This is a genomic window from Cupriavidus pauculus, assembly GCF_003854935.1.
GTDB classification, from domain to species: domain Bacteria; phylum Pseudomonadota; class Gammaproteobacteria; order Burkholderiales; family Burkholderiaceae; genus Cupriavidus; species Cupriavidus pauculus_C.
Map to the genome: position 1 here is coordinate 181,355 of NZ_CP033971.1, position 15,959 is coordinate 197,313.

Here is a 15,959-nt window from a genome sequence, read left to right on the forward strand (position 1 = left end):
AGAAAAACTGGGGCGTTTTCGCGCTGCCCGGAACCGGTGCGCGGTGCCTCAAACCTGTGTCGCCATCATGCGGAGACCAGCAAACCGCGAAACCCGCGTCGCGTATGGCCTGGCATCCCGAAGCGCGCGAAATGTCTGCAGTTGCCTCGCTTCAACGCAGTGCGCCACGCACCACGCCCGTACGGGCGGCGCCCCTCCACGGAGTGGCATGCGGACGGCACAGCGCTGTCACTGCACGACCTCATTAGGGTTCGTACCTATCTACGCCTTGTCGGGCCATGCCTATATTCCGCTCAACGTTTCCTATGCAGTTCATTGTTTTACTAATGAAACACAAAGACACGGCAGCCCCCATACCGTTGCCAGCGGAAACGTCCACGACAAGCCCACAAGACAAGAGAAGGAAACGGTAGATGAAGATCGCAAAGTACGCGGCGGGCCTGCTCGCAGTCGCGCCCCTGCTGGCCTGCGCCCAGTCCGTCACCATGTATGGCGTGGTGGACACCGGCGTGGAATTCGTCAACAACGTCGGCGCCGCCGGCAACAGCGTGGTGCGCATGAACACGCTGACCGGCACCGTGCCGTCGCGCTGGGGCCTGCGCGGCACCGAGGACCTGGGCAATGGCCTGAAGAGCGTGTTCGTGCTCGAAGGCGGCTTCGCGCCCGACTCCGGCAATGCCAACCAGGGCGGCCGCCTGTTCGGGCGCCAGGCGCTGGTGGGCCTGTCGTCGAACAAGTGGGGCCAGGTCTCGTTCGGGCGCCAGTACACGATGCTGTTCTGGGCCACGCTCGACCCGGACATCCTGGGGCCGAACGCCTTCGGCTCCGGTTCGCTGGACAGCTACCTGCCCAACACCCGGGCCGACAATGCCGTGGCCTACAAGGGCACGTTCGGCGGCCTGACCGTGGGCGCAACGTACAGCTTTGGCCGCGATACGGCCAACGCCGGCCCCAGCCCGTCCGGCACCAACTGCGCCGGCGAAAACCCCGCCAGCAAGAGCCAGTGCCGCGAATGGTCGGCCATGATCGGCTGGGACCAGAAATGGTGGGGCATCACGGCCGCCTATGACGCGCAGCGGGGCGGCCCGGGCGCCTTTGGCGGCCTGACCAGCGCCAGCCTGCGCGACGACCGCGCATCGATTGCCGGCTACGTGCTGCTGGATCGCACCAAGCTTGGCGCCGGCGTGATCCGCCGCGAAAACCAGGGCAGCACGACGCCGCTGTCGGAGCTGTACTACATCGGCGCGGCCTACGACATCACGCCCGCCTTCACGTTGGCCGGCCAGGTCTACTACCTGAACTACCAGAACAGCGCCAACAAGGCGATGCTGTACGCCGTGCGCGGCATGTACAACTTCAGCAAGCGTACGGCGGTGTATGCCACGGCCGGCTATATCAACAACGACGGCACGCTGGCAATGTCCGTGAGCGGCGCGCAGGCCGGTGCAAACCCGAAGCCGGGCGGCCAGCAGTTCGGCGCCATGGTCGGCATCAAGCACGTGTTCTAACGGAGTCGCCATATGAAACCGAACCTCGTCCGCCGCGACGTCCTGGGGGCGATTGGCGCCGCCATCGGCACCGCCGCGCTGCTGAGCACCGCTCCGTCCATCGCAAAAGGCAACTATCCCGGCAAGCCGATCACCATCGTGGTGGCCTACCCCGCCGGTGGCGACACCGACGTGCTGGCCCGCCTGATGGCTGAAAAGCTCGCCGGGCGCCTGAAGCAGTCGGTCGTGGTGGAGAACCGCACCGGCGCCGCCGGCACCATCGGCAGCGCCTATGTGGCGCGCGCCGCCCCTGACGGCTACACGCTGCTGCTGGCGCCCAACACCGTGTCGATCGCGCCGCTGGTGCTGAAGGCCGGTACCGGCGCCAGCTACGACGTGCTCAACGACCTCACGCCGATTGCCGAGCTTGGCACGCAGTCGTTGTTCGTGGTGGTGAACAAGAACAGCGGCATCGGCAAGATGAGCGACCTTGTGGCGCGCGCCAAGGCCGGCAAGCTCGAAACCTATGCCACGCCGGGCAACGGATCGCCGATGCACATCATGGGCGAGCTGTTCAACAAGTCGGCCAACGTCAAGATCTCGCAGGTGCCCTACCGGGGCACGGCGCCGGCCATCGTCGACGTGCTCGGCGGCCAGGTGCCGATGACCTACGTCACCTACGGCCCCGTGGCCCAGTACGTGGGCAACGGCACCCTGGTGCCGCTGGCCGTGGCCGACCAGAAGCGCTCGCCGTTCGCGCCGAACGTGCCGACGCTGGCCGAACTGGGCTACAAGGATGTCGAGATCGGCGCCTGGCAGGCCCTGCTGGGCCCGAAGAACCTGCCGCCGGATATCGTCCGCCTGCTGAATGGCCACGTGAACGAGATCCTGAAGCAACCCGACGTGGTGGCACGCATGGCCACGATTGCCGTGACCCCGGTGGGTGGTGAACCGGCCGTACTGCAGAAGCTGATGGCCGCCGACTACGCGCGCTATACCCGGCTGGTGAAGGAGTTCGCGATCCAGGCCGACTGAGCCCGCGAACGGCTTTGGCACATCCTGATGGAAGTAGCACTGATGGCCCCGCTTGATGCGGGGCTATTTTTCTCGTTTGACCAGCGTCAGAGAGATTGCGCCAAGCGTACTTCATCATGCTCGGGTTCCTCGCGGGCCGAACGACACCCCTCCGCTACGGTGGATTGATGCTCGAAGCCGCCGGATCGCCCGAACCATTCCGACGCCAGAAATCTATGCCATTCTCCAAGCTGCCTGCAGTTGCCGCCCTACCGCTGATTGGTGCTGCGGTTCTCTACTCGACATCCTATGACCAGCGCCCATCTGAGTGGGGCCAGCAGGTATAGCGATCCAACGCTCTTTTCGGCGATCTGCAGCCGAATCCGGTGTGCAAGAGTGGTCATTTTGGGTTTCCGTTCAGATTGCTTGAGTTACTGAGCCTTCAATCTAGTGCCGCGCAATTCGGATTTCGAGACGGCATTGGCTCAACAAGATGCGCGAAAAGATCAAAGGGCGCGCGTCACTGCCCATCGCGTGCCAGGCGGCGCCATTGCCCCGGCGTCATTCGCATTTTTTCGGTGAACACGCGCCGGAATGCCGCCACGGACCGGTAGCCGACCGAGTCCGCCACGGCTGCGGTGCTCGCGCCGGGCTTCCTCAGTTCGTTGGCCGCCAGGCTCAAGTGCATATCGGTCAGCAGGTCGCTTGCGGAGCGCCCGAGACTGGATTGGAAATGACGCATGAAGGTGGCACGCGACATGCTGCACAAGTCCGCCAGCTCTGTCAGGTTCCAGGGCCGCGCCGGCTCGGCAAACATGGCAGAAATCGCCGGGGCCAGTCGTGGATGGCCGGCAAGCGCCAGCGATGGAAGTCCCGCTGGTGCTCCGACGGATTCGAGTTCCGGTGCGACGACGGCACGCCGCCGCGCGTAGCGTTGGGTGGGATTCTCAAATCAACGCTTCATCCAGTCGTCGCGCTGACGTCCGCTGGAGGTATTTCAGCAGCCTGCTAGTCCAGCGACGAGACAAAGCGCTTGCGGTACTCCGCCGGGGTGACCCCCACCACGCGCAGGAAGGCCCGGCGCAGCGTGTCGACGCTGGAGAACCCGCACGCGGCCGCCACCTGCTTGGGCACGATATTGCCTTCCTCCAGCAACTGGCGCGCCGCCGTGACCCGCGCGGCCTCCACCCAGCTTGCCGGCGTCACGCCCACTTCTTCCTGGAACAGCCGCGACAGGTGCCGGGCGCTGACGCCGATCCGCGCGGCCAGGCTTGGCACGTCGTGCGCGCCCGCCGGATGCGCGGCAATCCAACGCTGCAGCTCCTGCAACGCGGCCCGGTTGGCGGCCGCGGGCGCCTCGCGGCGGCTGAACTGGCCCTGTCCGCCCGGCCGCTTGAAGAACATCACGAGCTGGCTGGCCACCTTCAGCGCGATGTCCCGCCCAAGGTCTTCCTCGATCAGCGCCAGCGCCAGATCCATGCCCGCCGTGACGCCGGCCGCCGTGCGCACCTTGCCGTCGCGCACGTGGATGGCATCGGCATCCACGGCCACGCGCGGAAAACGGGCCGCCAGCGCGTCGGCGGCGGCCCAGTGCGTGGTCACGCGGCGGCCATCGAGCAGCCCAGCCTCGGCCAGCAGGAACGCACCGCTGCACACCGAGCCGTAGCGCCGCGCCGTGGGCGCCACCCGGCGAAGCCAGTCCAGCGCCAGCGGGTCGGCCGGGGCGTCGGCCGCGTGCGGCGCGCCGGCCACCAGCAGCGTGTGGATGCGCGACGGGTGCCGGCCGTCCCGATCATCCGCGATCACGATGTCGGGCAGCAGCCGCGCGCCTGACGACGCCGTGAGGGGCCCCGCGCGCAGCGCCACCACGCGCATCTGGTAGACCGGCGTCCCGGCCTGGACGTTGGCTTCGGCAAAGACATCGAGCGGCCCCGATACGTCCAGCAACTGGACGCCTTCGATGGCCAGCAGGGCGATGGTGCGGGTAGTGGGCATGTCCGGATCTTCCAGCTATGTCTCATTACGTCGTATCACGACTATTGAAGACATGCTACGCCGACTCCTAGACTCAGGGCAACCCCCAACCGCACAGGAGTCCACCATGCGTTTCACCATCGGCGACATTGCTATCCCCGACAGCCAGCTTGCGCGCGAGATTACCGAACTGGTCCGCGATACCGAGTCGCCGCTGCTATTCCATCATTCGAGCCGCGTCTACTACTGGGCCGCGCTGGCCGGCCACCATCGCGGGCTGGGCTTCGACCCCGAACTGCTCTACGCGGGCGCGATGTTCCACGACATGGGCCTGACGCCCGCGCACGGCAGCCCGGACAAGCGGTTCGAGGTGGACGGCGCCAATGCCGCGGCCGATTTCCTGCGCAGCCGGGGCATCGGCGAGCGCGAGGTGGAGAAGGTCTGGACGGCCATCGCCCTGCACACGACCCCAGGCATCCCGGAGTTCATGGCGCCCGAGATCGCCCTGGTCACCGCCGGCGTGGAGATGGACGTGCTGGGCATCCGCTACGACACGTTCGCCGATGCCGACCGCGAGGCGGTGGTGCACGCCCACCCGCGCACGGCTCACTTCAAGGAAGACATCATTCAGGCGTTCTACGACGGCATCCGCCACAAGCCCGACACGACGTTCGGCAACGTCAAGGCCGACGTGCTGGCCGACAAGGACCCGCACTTCCATCGCGGCAACTTCTGCAGCGTGATCCGCAGCTCGGCCTGGCGCGGCTGACTAGCCCGGCCCGGCCGCGAAGCGCTGCACCAGCGCGGTCATCGCGCGCAGGCCCACGGGCTTTTCGAGCAAGAGGTCCGCACCAGCGCCAGGCCATCCATGCCACGCAGCCCGACGTCGGTCAGCAGCAGCGCCGCCCCGCCCTGCCGCCACGCGGCCCAGGCGTCGTCGCCGCGCGCGCAGGCCACCACCTCGCAGCCGCCGATACGCAGCAGTTGCTCCTGCATCATCAGCAGGTAGGCGGGATGGTCCTCGGCAATCACCACGCGCGGCAGCGGCGCCGTGAGGCTTTCCCCCGCAAGCCCGGAGGTTCGCCGTTTTTCTTGTTGCGCAGCGATTCACGCCATAACCGCCGCTACCCGAAACACATTCCTTTCCGGATCTGCGAGCACGGTCTGCCATTGCCCGTAGTACGTCTCGAACGGTGCCTTGACGATGGTGCCGCCGAGGCTCCCTATCAGGTCCGCTACCGCATCGACGCGTGACGGCGTTTCCACCATGAACGTGGCGTAGGCGATGGTCGGTGCGGTTACACCTTCGATCGGTTGCCGCGATGTGAGCCCCAGCAACTCATACGCGGGCTTTGCATTGAAACCGAACTGGAAGTCCGCGGTTTCGAGCGCGCAATAGATCGCAGAGCGACTCGACGCGGCTTCGGGCAAATCGAGTACGTGTTGATAGAACGCGAGTTGTGCGTCGATGTCGCGGCATAGCAGGTTGAACCAGAGCTTCATAAGACGGCCTCCGGCACGTAGGTCTTGCGGTACATCTCCGTCAGATGCTCACCCGCTGTGCACGGCGCAAAGCGCGGTGTCTCGCCATCGGCCACAGTGCCTGGCACCGGTTCGATCCGCACGAGGTAGTCGGGCTCGTAGAAGAACGGAATCGAGTAGCGTGGCAAGCCGTTCGAATGCACATTGCGCACGCGATGCGGATTCGAGTGATAGTGGCCGTTGGTCCAGCGCGGCACCATGTCGCCGAGGTTCACTACGAAGCAATCCGTCATCGGCGTAGCGGCCACCCATTCGCCGTCCGGCATCTGTACTTCGAGTCCACCGTGCTGGTCTTGCGCGAGGATGGTCACGGCACCCCAGTCGGTATGCGCACCAGCGCCGAACGTTCTCTCATCGGCATCGGCGGGATGCGCCGGATAGCGGATCATGCGCAGCGTCACCATCGGACTGTTGCTCGTGTGATCGAAGTAGTTTTCAGGCAGGTCCAGCGACAGAGCCATCAACTGCATGAGCCGGCGCGCGAGCGTCAGCATCGCGTCGATATACGTCTGACATTGCGCGGGCGCCTGCGGCAGTTCAGACGGCCACTGGTTGTGACCATAGGTCTGGTAGCCCGCCATCACATAGGGATGGTCATCGGGGTACGCCATGCCGCAATAGAAACTCTCCTTGAGATCGGGTCGCGCTGCGGCATCGAGTCGTTGATCACCGAGGTTCTCGAAACCGCGCATTGTGGGCGAGTTTCCCATGGCGAGCGCTTGGCGTGTGGCCTCCGGCAGATCCATCAGCGCCTTGGCCAGCGCGAACTGCTTCGCGATCAGTTCGCGTGGCACGCCGTGATGGCGAATGTAGAAGAAGCCCGATGACATCGCCGCTGCACGAAACGCCTGAGCCACTTCGGCGCTGCGCGGCGCACCAGGCGTCAAGGCATCGGCGAGATCGATCATGGGAATCGACATGATGCTGGCCCTCCTTACGCCTTGAGCTTCCGATCCGCTGCCGCAGGCAGGAACTGATCCGTCCAGATATCCGCAGCGGTCATCGGCTGCTTGATGCCAAACGCGCCTACGGTTTCATCGACGGTCGCCTGCAGACGCGCCTGCGTGGCCGCTCCCCAGCCATTGCGCTGCGTATCGGGCGTGCGCATCGATCCATCGACGATCAGTTTCAGTCGCTCGTATTCCAGCGCCTGGTCGGCCAATGGCTCGCGCGCTTTCACTGCCGCAGCGCCTGCCTTTGGGTCCGCCATCGCCTCGATCCATCCGCGCGTGGATGCCTTGACGAATGCCTTCATCGCGTCCGGCTGCTCGGCCATGCTCTTGCGATTGGCGACGAGTCCGTTGCCATACGATTTCATGCCGTAGTCCGAGAAGCGGAACACGGTCAGCTTCTCCGGACCCAGTCCGCGCGCTTTCAGGTTCAGCAGTCCCGTAAAGTAGAAGTACGCAGCCGCATCGAAATCGCCTTTCACAAAGCGCGTATCGCCGATATCGGGCGTGGCGTTCTCCCACTTGACCGATGCCGGGTCGAACCCCTGCGCCTTGGCGAATACGGGAAACAGCTTGCGCGACGCGTTGAACGGCTGGCCGAGAATGGTCTTGCCCGCGAGGTCGCCGGGCTTGACGATGCCGCCGCCCTTGCGAACGATCACCGCATTGGGATTCAGGTCGTACTGGATCGCCACGGCCTTGAGTGCGGCAGTGGGATTGGCGGCGTTGAATTCGATCATCGCTGCCAGGTCTGCGGACGCGCAGTCATAGGCGCCACCCGCCACCAGACTGATGGCCGATGCCGAGCCGTTACCCGTATCGATCACCACATCGAGGCCGGCGTCCTTGTAGTAGCCGCGCTGCAGCGCCAGCAGAAAGCCGGCGCCAGACGCTTCCACCTTCCAGCCGAGGTTGAACTTGAATTTCTGCAGCGAGCCCGAGGCACGGACGAAAGCCGGTGCGGCCAGCAGGGAAGAAAACGCGGTGGCGCCAGTGGCGCGCAGGAAGGTACGGCGTCGCATGGAAAACACTCCGGAAACAGGCGTGGATATACGTGGCGAGCAATTTCCGGGCGGCATGAACTGCCGCTGAACGCTTCTACTCTCCGCACTGTATCCACGCAGGTTCTGTGCCAACGATTCGCTGGCGCCGCGCACCAGCCCTGCACCGCAATGCGGCACGATGCGCCACGACGGCGCAGCGATCAGGCGATGGCCGTGGCTGGCAACGCTGCCAAAGCCGTCCACTGCGGCAGTGCCATACCGTCCATCAATACATCGACATGCCGATGTGCCAGCGCAGGCCCGACGCTCATGCAGATACCACTATGCATCAGCGCCAACGTTGTACGGTCGTCTATATGGGTGATGGAAAACGCGCCGCTGGCCGGCGTGTGACGCTTGGCGCCATACACACCCTGCCAGCGCCCCACCACACGCAGCTTGCTGCGCAGCGTATCGCGCGCCAGATCCAGCATGATGCCGTCGACCGATTCCGCATTGAACGGACGCGCATCCTGGCTGTAGTCGTGCGAATCGCCAATGATCCTGTCGCCATAAGGCGTCGGGCTGGCCAGCAGGTGGATGCCATGACGTTGTAGGTCGGAACACTGTTGGTCGATCTGCGTGGCCAAGGCCTTTGCTGTCGGCAGATCGGCAAACGCGCCGTAATGTGTGCACGACAAACCGGTGAGCACGGCGTGCTGCAGATGGAAGATATCTTCCGGCGTCACGCGCAGCAGGCGACAGACCTGCGGCTCTAGCACGCAGTTGTTCGGCGCACAGCGTCTGATAGTCGCGACCGCTGCAGACGATCATGCGCTGCGCATTGCAGGCGCCAGCTGTCGTATCTAGCCAGCCATTGTCCGCGCTGCGTACCAGCGTGCCGAAATGGAAGCGCACGTCTTGCGTCGCGAGCCATGAGGTCAGCGTGGGAACCGCTTCACGCTAATACAGTTGCAGATCGTCGAGCCCTTGCAGCGCCGAGCGATGCATGGCCAAGCGGCCATCGTTGAGGCCCGCCAGATCGGCACCGCACAGCAGCTTGACGTTGTAGCCGAACGCCGGCGCGCGCGTGTCCATGAACTCTTCGAGCACAGCGTCTTCCACGCGGTCGCGCGCGAACAGCAGCGCGCCATTGGCACGCGCCGAGATACAGGCGCGCTCGGCCCATCCCAGATACAGCGCGCGGCTTTCGCGCGCCAGAACCAGCATGATGCCCGGCGGCTGGCCGCTCACCAGCATCTGCCCGACGTTGCGGATCGATGCGCCAACTACCAATTCGCTGCGCTCGAACACCTGCCACCGTGTGCAAGAGGGATGCAACGCGCGTGCAAACCTGCCAAAGGTGCGGGTTGAACAAGGAGAGGCTCATGGTCTGCGCGTCCTCAGGACCGCGTGCGGACGATTCACGACGTAGGCAAGGCGTTCGGGCACTACGATCGTGCAGGCTATCGCCCCGGAGGGCGGCCTGGGTTTCGGTCCACGCATTTTGCGTTTCACCCCACTGCCCCTTGGCTGTATGCGGTACTGGAGCGGCAGAATCACTGGTACGCGTACCGACACCTCTCACCTTTACATGCACGCAGCCTCGCTTAGGTCGTCCATTTCCCCGGCTCGGGTACGGCACGGGGACCTTCAACGCCTTCACTCGTGAAGTCCGCCGGTCCTACGACCTCCAAATACTCCATGTCGGGGGAGTAATCGAAGAGATAGTGGCGAATTCCGGGTTGTTGGTGTACACAATCTCCGGCTGAGACCAACGTTTCCCTGTCCTCGTACATGAACCTCGCCCAGCCCTTTAACATATACACGATGTGGAAATCGGCTTTGTGCACGTGCCAACCAGTCCCCTTCTCGGGCTCGCGATTTGCTCGCACGAGTTGGGCAATCACCTTCCCTCCGGTGGCACATGCAATTCCCAGATCTCGATAAACAAAGAAGTCGCGGAGCCCACCCTCAAGGTACTTAGTATCTTCCGCTTTGACATGAGAGAAAGTCGATTCTTGCTCCATGATGTCCTCGTATCGTTGAGAGTCCGCCAAGTAAGCAATCGGCTATGCGGCCGCTTCACCCTGCTGAAAAGTCAACTGTTCATTGAGCAATAGCGAGAGAAGTTGCGCGCCCTCTGCCACCTGCTCACCGATGCCATACAAAATCTCCCCAACAGTGCCGTCTGTAGGAGCCGTGATCGTATGCTCCATTTTCATCGCCTCCATCACCAGCAATGGAGCGCCCCGTGCGACCTTGCTGCCGGGCGCGGCCATGACTGCAATGACCTTTCCCGGCATCGGCGCGGTCAACTTTCCTCCCTCGCCTTCAGCATCACCAGAGTGGCCTAGTGGATCAATCCATTGCAAGATGTCATGTCCTTCAGCGTAGAACACGTGTATATCAGCTCCATCAAAATAGACCTGTCCTCGAACCTGTCGACCGCCCAATTTCACCTGGATACCTGTGGATTCGATACTCCAAGTGAAGGGTTCTGTCTGACCGTTATATGTGAGCGTTTCTACAGATTCCCTTCCAAACGCGCTCTTTAGCGCGATCTGAACGGGACCGTTGGAAGACTCAAAGCGCATCAAACGAGTCGTCGCGGCGTTAAGTCGCCACGCGCCCGCGCGCGTCCACGGCGAGCATCGGTCAGCGTCATCAACCCGACGCTCAATGCTCTCCCTATTGAGGAGTGCCGACGCCGCCAAAGCAACGACTTCCGGACTGGGAGGATTCAGTGCGGGAAACAGCGTGGCCTGGTTGCGCTCGATCAGCCCCGTGTCCAGGTCGGCCGTGCGGAAGGCGTCGGACTTCACCAGCCGCTGCAGGAACGCGACGTTGGTCGACAGCCCCACCACGTGGTAGCCGGCCAGCGCCTGCGCCATGCGCGACAGCGCCTCGTCGCGGTCGCGGCCCCACACGATCAGCTTGGCGATCATCGGGTCGTAGAACGGGCTGATCGCGTCGCCCTCGCGCACGCCGGCGTCGATCCGCACGCCGGCCGGGCCATGGGCGTCGCCGCCACGCATGAACTGCACCGCCGGCGGCGTGCGCAGGAAGCGCAGCGTGCCGGTGGACGGCAGAAAGCCCTTGTCGGGGTTTTCGGCGTAGATGCGCGCCTCCAGCGCGTGGCCGTCGATACGCAACTGGTCTTGCGTCAGCGGCAGCGGCTCGCCGGCCGCCACGCGCAACTGCCATTCGACGAGGTCCTGCCCGGTGATCATCTCGGTCACCGGATGCTCGACCTGCAGCCGCGTGTTCATCTCCATGAAGTAGAACGACCCGTCCTGGTTGGCGATGAACTCGACGGTGCCGGCGCCCACGTAGCCCACCGCGCGCGCGGCGGCCACGGCGGCCTCGCCCATGGCGCGGCGGCGGTCCTCGGTCATGCCCGGGGCCGGTGCTTCTTCCAGCACCTTCTGGTGGCGCCGCTGCACCGAGCAGTCGCGCTCGAACAGGTAGACGCAGTTGCCCTGCGTGTCGGCAAACACCTGGATTTCGATATGGCGCGGACGGGTCAGGTACTTCTCCACCAGCACCTTGTCGTCGCCGAAGCTGGCCGATGCCTCGCGCTTGACCGACGCCAGCGCGGCCTCGAACCCGTCGCCCGCCTCCACCACGCGCATGCCCTTGCCGCCGCCACCGGCGCTGGCCTTGAGCAGCACCGGGTAGCCGATGCGGTCGGCCTCGCGCCGCAGCAGCGCGGCGTCCTGGTCTTCGCCGTGGTAGCCGGGCACCAGCGGCACGGCCGCCTTTTCCATCAGCTGCTTGGCCGCGCTCTTGCTGCCCATCGCGTGGATGGCGTCGGCCGGCGGGCCGATGAACACGAGCCCGGCCTCGGCGCAGGCGCGCGCGAAGTCCTCGTTCTCGGACAGGAAGCCGTAGCCCGGATGGATGGCCTGGGCGCCGGTCTCCTTCGCCATCTCGATGATGTGGTCCGCGCGCAGGTAGCTGTCGCGCGCGGCCGGGCCGCCGATATGCACGGCCTCGTCGCAGAACGCCACGTGCCGGGCGTCGGCATCGGCGTCCGAGTACACCGCCACGGTGCGGATGCCCAGCCGGCGGCACGTAGCCGCCACGCGGCAGGCAATCTCGCCACGGTTGGCGATCAGGATCTTGTTGAACATGCTGGTTCCTTTACATGCGGAAGACGCCGAACTTCATCTCGCCGATCGGCGCGTTCAGGCTGGCCGACAGGCCCAGTCCCAGCACCGTGCGGGTCTGGGCCGGGTCGATCACGCCATCGTCCCAGAGCCGCGCGCTGGCGTAGTACGGATGGCCCTGGCGCTCGTACTGGTCGCGGATCGGCGCCTTGAACGCCTCTTCGTCACCGGGGCTCCACTGGCCGCCCTTGGCCTCAATGCCATCGCGGCGCACCGTCGCCAGCACGCTCGCGGCCTGCTCGCCGCCCATCACCGAGATCCGCGCGTTCGGCCACATCCACAGGAAGCGCGGCGAATAGGCCCGTCCGCACATGCCGTAGTTGCCGGCCCCGAACGAGCCGCCGATGATCACCGTGAACTTTGGCACCTGCGCCGTGGCCACTGCGGTCACCATCTTGGCGCCGTTGCGCGCGATGCCCTCGTTCTCGTACTTGCGACCGACCATGAAGCCCGTGATGTTCTGCAGGAAAACCAGCGGGATCTTGCGCTGGCAGCACAGTTCGATGAAGTGCGCGCCCTTCAACGCCGACTCCGAGAACAGGATGCCGTTGTTGGCCACGATGCCCACCGGGTAGCCCCAGATCCGCGCGAAGCCGCAGACCAGCGTGGTGCCGTAGCGGGCCTTGAACTCGTCGAACTCGGAGCCGTCGACGATGCGGGCGATGACCTCGCGCACGTCGTACGGCTTGCGCGTGTCGGTGGGGATCACGCCGTACAGTTCCTCCACCGGGTACAGCGGCTCCACCGGTTCGTGCAGGCGGATCTGGTCCGGCTTGCGGCGGTTCAGGTGCTGGACGATGTTGCGCGCCAGCGAGAGCGCGTGATGATCGTTCTGGGCAAAGTAGTCGGCCACGCCGGACAGCCGCGTGTGCACGTCGGCGCCGCCCAGGTCCTCGGCGCTCACTTCCTCGCCGGTGGCCGCCTTCACCAGCGGCGGGCCGCCCAGGAAGATCGTGCCCTGGTTCTTGACGATGATCGACTCGTCGCTCATGGCCGGCACGTAGGCGCCACCGGCCGTGCACGACCCCATCACCACGGCAATCTGCGGAATGCCTTGCGCCGACAGGTTGGCCTGGTTGTAGAAGATGCGGCCGAAGTGGTCGCGGTCCGGGAACACGTCGTCCTGGTTGGGCAGGTTGGCGCCGCCCGAATCGACCAGGTAGATGCACGGCAGGTGGTTCTGCTCGGCAATCTCCTGCGCGCGGATGTGCTTCTTGACCGTCATCGGGTAGTACGTGCCGCCCTTGACCGTCGCGTCGTTGCAGACGATCACGCATTCCTGGCCGGCCACGCGGCCGATGCCGGTGATGATGCCGGCGCCCGGCGCGGCGTCGTCGTACATGCCGTAGGCGGCAAGTTGCGACAGTTCCAGGAACGGCGTGCCGGGGTCCAGCAGTTGCTGCACGCGGTCGCGTGGCAGCAGCTTGCCGCGCGACAGGTGCTTGTCGCGTGCGGCCTCTCCGCCGCCTTCGGCCAGTTTGGCGACCTTCCGTTCAAGGTCGCGCACAAGCAGCTGCATGGTTTCGGCATTCGACTTGAAAGCCTCCGAGCGTGCATTGAGTTTGGTCTCGATTCTTGGCATGGCTGGTGCCCCCCTTACATCGTTTCCGCGAACAACTCGCGGCCGATCAGCATGCGACGGATTTCGGACGTACCGGCGCCGATCTCGTACAGCTTGGCGTCGCGCCACAGCCGGCCCACCGGGTACTCGTTGATGTAGCCGTTGCCGCCCAGGATCTGCACCGATTCGCCGGCCATCCACGTGGCCTTCTCGGCCGTGTAGAGGATCACCGCGGCACAGTCCTTGCGCACCTGGCGCACGTGGTCGGTGCCCAGCGCGTCGAGGTTCTTGCCCACGGTGTACAGGTAGCTGCGGGCCGCCTGCAGCGTGGTGTACATATCGGCCACCTTGCCCTGGATGAGCTGGAATTCGCCGATGCTCTGGCCGAACTGCTTGCGGTCGTGGATGTACGGCGTCACCACGTCCATGCACGCCTGCATGATGCCGACCGGGCCGCCCGACAGCACGGCGCGCTCGTAGTCCAGCCCGCTCATCAGCACCTTGGCGCCGCCGTTTTCGGCCCCCAGAATGTTCTCGACCGGCACCTCGACGTCCTGGAACACCAGTTCGCCCGTGTGCGAGCCGCGCATGCCGAGCTTGTCCAGCTTCTGCGCCACCGAGAACCCCTTCATGCCCTTCTCGACGATGAAAGCGGTCATGCCGCGCGCGCCCAGGTCTGGCTCGGTCTTGGCGTAGACCACCAGCACGTCGCAGTCCGGGCCGTTGGTGATCCACATCTTGGTGCCGTTCAGCACGTAGCGGTCGCCCTTGAGATCGGCGCGCAGCTTCATGCTGACCACGTCGGACCCGGCGTTCGGCTCGCTCATCGCCAGCGCGCCGATCCAGTCGCCCGACACCAGCTTCGGCAGGTACTTCGCCTTCTGCGCGGCCGTGCCATTGCGGTGGATCTGGTTCACGCAGAGGTTGGAGTGCGCGCCGTACGACAGCCCGACCGATGCCGACGCGCGGCTGATCTCCTCCATCGCGATCATGTGCGCCAGGTAGCCCATGTTGGCGCCGCCGTATTCCTCGGCCACGGTGATGCCCAGCACGCCGAGGTCGCCCATCTTCTTCCAGGCGTCCATCGGGAACTGGTCGGTCCGGTCGATCTCGCCGGCGCGCGGCGCCAGCTCGGCCTGCGCCCAGTTGCGCACCGATTCGCGCAGCATCTCGATGTCTTCGCCGAGGTGGAATTTCAGGCCGGGGAGTTCATACATGGTGGGGTCTCCAGTTCTATTTCGCATCCAGTATGGATATCCGGATAACGTTGTATCGAGTCTATGAGGGGTGTACGTTATTGAAAAATCATCAATTCAGACTTCTGGTATCCGGTGAGCGCATACCGGTTTCAACTTGCTGTGCTCGATCGCAGCGCGCGGGCCACCTTCGACGCTGCTGGTCGGCCCAGATACGAAGAGATGAACTGACCGGCAGCAAGCAGCGGCGCCATATCGACACCGGTTTCCACGCCGAGCGCGTCGAGCAGGTAGATCACGTCCTCCGTGGCGACATTGCCGGAAGCGCCTTGCGCATAGGGACAGCCGCCGAGTCCTGCCACTGACGAGTCGAAAGCAGCCATCCCAAGTTGAAGCGAGGCGTGGACATTGGCGATCGCCATGCCATAAGTGTCATGGAAGTGACCAGCCAGTTTTTCCATCGGCACACGCCTGGCCACCTGCTGCAACATGCGCTGCACCTTCACCGGCGTTCCCACGCCGATGGTGTCGCCCAAAGACACCTCGTAGCATCCCATCTCGATCAGGGCACCGGCCACGCTGGCAACGTTCTCGATGGGTACATTGCCGTCATAGGGGCAGCCCACCACGCATGACACATATCCTCGCACCGGCACGCCATCCGCTTGTGCAGCGGCCAGCACCGGTTCAAAACGCGCGAGACTCTCGGCAATCGAACAATTGATGTTCCTCTGCGAGAAGGCCTCAGAGGCCGCAGCGAAGATGGCCACCTCATCGGCGCCGCCATTCCGTGCTGCCTCGTAGCCTTTCATGTTTGGTGTAAGCGCTGCATAGCGGACGCCGGGCTTTCGAACGATGCCTCGCAACACGTCTGCGTTGTCAGCCATCTGCGGCACCCACTTTGGCGAAACGAAGGCGGTCGCTTCGATCGCCGCGAGGCCTGCATTGGCCAGTCGCTCGATCAACGCGATCTTCACGTTTGCGGGTACGAGCTTTTTCTCGTTCTGCAAGCCATCTCGGGGACCCACTTCAACGATCTTCACCGTCCGGGGGATGCCGCCATCAAAATGTTCCATGCTC

Annotated in this window: 15 protein-coding genes and 1 pseudogene; 3 read left to right on the forward strand and 13 right to left on the reverse strand. The window is 64.7% G+C overall.

Translation table 11 applies throughout. The annotated features are described in order from the left end of the window. Nucleotides 1–413 precede the first annotated feature (413 nt). Together EHF44_RS27515 and EHF44_RS27520 are read left to right on the forward strand one after the other, a co-directional pair. Complete coding sequence (locus EHF44_RS27515; RefSeq protein ID WP_124686943.1) at nucleotides 414–1,508, forward strand: porin; 1,095 nt, start codon at nucleotides 414–416, stop codon at nucleotides 1,506–1,508. A 12-nt stretch (nucleotides 1,509–1,520) separates the two neighbouring features. Continuing rightward, nucleotides 1,521–2,522, forward strand: a complete 1,002-nt coding sequence (locus EHF44_RS27520; protein WP_124686944.1) for a Bug family tripartite tricarboxylate transporter substrate binding protein — start codon at nucleotides 1,521–1,523, stop codon at nucleotides 2,520–2,522. 499 nt (nucleotides 2,523–3,021) lie between these two features. On the opposite strand, the pseudogene EHF44_RS27525 reads toward EHF44_RS27520, so the two are convergent. Both EHF44_RS27525 and EHF44_RS27530 read right to left on the reverse strand, forming a co-directional pair. Continuing rightward, nucleotides 3,022–3,396: pseudogene (locus EHF44_RS27525) on the reverse strand (helix-turn-helix transcriptional regulator); the annotation flags it as partial. A gap of 113 nt (nucleotides 3,397–3,509) precedes the next feature. Further along, on the reverse strand, nucleotides 3,510–4,496 hold the full coding sequence (locus EHF44_RS27530) for a GlxA family transcriptional regulator (protein WP_124686945.1): 987 nt from the start codon (nucleotides 4,494–4,496) through the stop codon (nucleotides 3,510–3,512). A 106-nt stretch (nucleotides 4,497–4,602) separates the two neighbouring features. Between EHF44_RS27530 and EHF44_RS27535 the strand changes: the two genes are divergently transcribed. Next, nucleotides 4,603–5,244: an HD domain-containing protein gene (locus EHF44_RS27535; RefSeq protein ID WP_124686946.1), complete on the forward strand. Its 642-nt coding sequence runs from the start codon at nucleotides 4,603–4,605 to the stop codon at nucleotides 5,242–5,244. A gap of 38 nt (nucleotides 5,245–5,282) precedes the next feature. On the opposite strand, the gene EHF44_RS27540 is transcribed toward EHF44_RS27535, so the two are convergent. The 11 genes from EHF44_RS27540 to EHF44_RS27585 form a co-directional block, all read right to left on the reverse strand. Then, a complete protein-coding gene (locus EHF44_RS27540) occupies nucleotides 5,283–5,510 on the reverse strand; it encodes a response regulator (RefSeq protein WP_253700413.1) in 228 nt (75 codons plus the stop codon). A gap of 72 nt (nucleotides 5,511–5,582) precedes the next feature. After that, nucleotides 5,583–5,978 (reverse strand): VOC family protein, encoded by a 396-nt coding sequence (locus tag EHF44_RS27545; RefSeq protein ID WP_124686947.1) that lies wholly within the window; start codon nucleotides 5,976–5,978, stop codon nucleotides 5,583–5,585. Continuing rightward, the gene (locus EHF44_RS27550) at nucleotides 5,975–6,937 is read right to left on the reverse strand and encodes an isopenicillin N synthase family dioxygenase (RefSeq protein WP_124686948.1); all 963 of its coding nucleotides are present in this window, start codon (nucleotides 6,935–6,937) and stop codon (nucleotides 5,975–5,977) included. The genes EHF44_RS27545 and EHF44_RS27550 overlap by 4 nt, the downstream gene beginning before the upstream one ends. A gap of 14 nt (nucleotides 6,938–6,951) precedes the next feature. After that, complete coding sequence (locus EHF44_RS27555) at nucleotides 6,952–8,214, reverse strand: ABC transporter substrate-binding protein (protein ID WP_253700415.1); 1,263 nt, start codon at nucleotides 8,212–8,214, stop codon at nucleotides 6,952–6,954. After that, nucleotides 8,172–8,732 carry a hypothetical protein gene (locus tag EHF44_RS28785; protein ID WP_253700417.1) on the reverse strand — a complete coding sequence of 187 codons (561 nt, stop codon included), beginning with the start codon at nucleotides 8,730–8,732 and terminating at the stop codon, nucleotides 8,172–8,174. Before EHF44_RS28785 ends, EHF44_RS27555 begins: the two co-directional genes overlap by 43 nt. Nucleotides 8,733–8,913: 181 nt before the next feature. Continuing rightward, the gene (locus EHF44_RS28790) at nucleotides 8,914–9,264 is read right to left on the reverse strand and encodes a hypothetical protein (protein ID WP_253700419.1); all 351 of its coding nucleotides are present in this window, start codon (nucleotides 9,262–9,264) and stop codon (nucleotides 8,914–8,916) included. 296 nt (nucleotides 9,265–9,560) lie between these two features. Continuing rightward, complete coding sequence (locus tag EHF44_RS27565) at nucleotides 9,561–9,980, reverse strand: cupin domain-containing protein (RefSeq protein ID WP_124686949.1); 420 nt, start codon at nucleotides 9,978–9,980, stop codon at nucleotides 9,561–9,563. 42 nt (nucleotides 9,981–10,022) lie between these two features. Beyond that, on the reverse strand, nucleotides 10,023–12,086 hold the full coding sequence (locus EHF44_RS27570; RefSeq protein ID WP_124686950.1) for an acetyl/propionyl/methylcrotonyl-CoA carboxylase subunit alpha: 2,064 nt from the start codon (nucleotides 12,084–12,086) through the stop codon (nucleotides 10,023–10,025). 10 nt (nucleotides 12,087–12,096) lie between these two features. Continuing rightward, nucleotides 12,097–13,704, reverse strand: a complete 1,608-nt coding sequence (locus EHF44_RS27575; RefSeq protein ID WP_124686951.1) for a carboxyl transferase domain-containing protein — start codon at nucleotides 13,702–13,704, stop codon at nucleotides 12,097–12,099. A gap of 14 nt (nucleotides 13,705–13,718) precedes the next feature. Continuing rightward, on the reverse strand, nucleotides 13,719–14,900 hold the full coding sequence (locus EHF44_RS27580) for an isovaleryl-CoA dehydrogenase (RefSeq protein WP_124686952.1): 1,182 nt from the start codon (nucleotides 14,898–14,900) through the stop codon (nucleotides 13,719–13,721). Between the two features lie 131 nt (nucleotides 14,901–15,031). Next, complete coding sequence (locus EHF44_RS27585) at nucleotides 15,032–15,955, reverse strand: hydroxymethylglutaryl-CoA lyase (RefSeq protein ID WP_124686953.1); 924 nt, start codon at nucleotides 15,953–15,955, stop codon at nucleotides 15,032–15,034. Nucleotides 15,956–15,959: the final 4 nt, after the last annotated feature.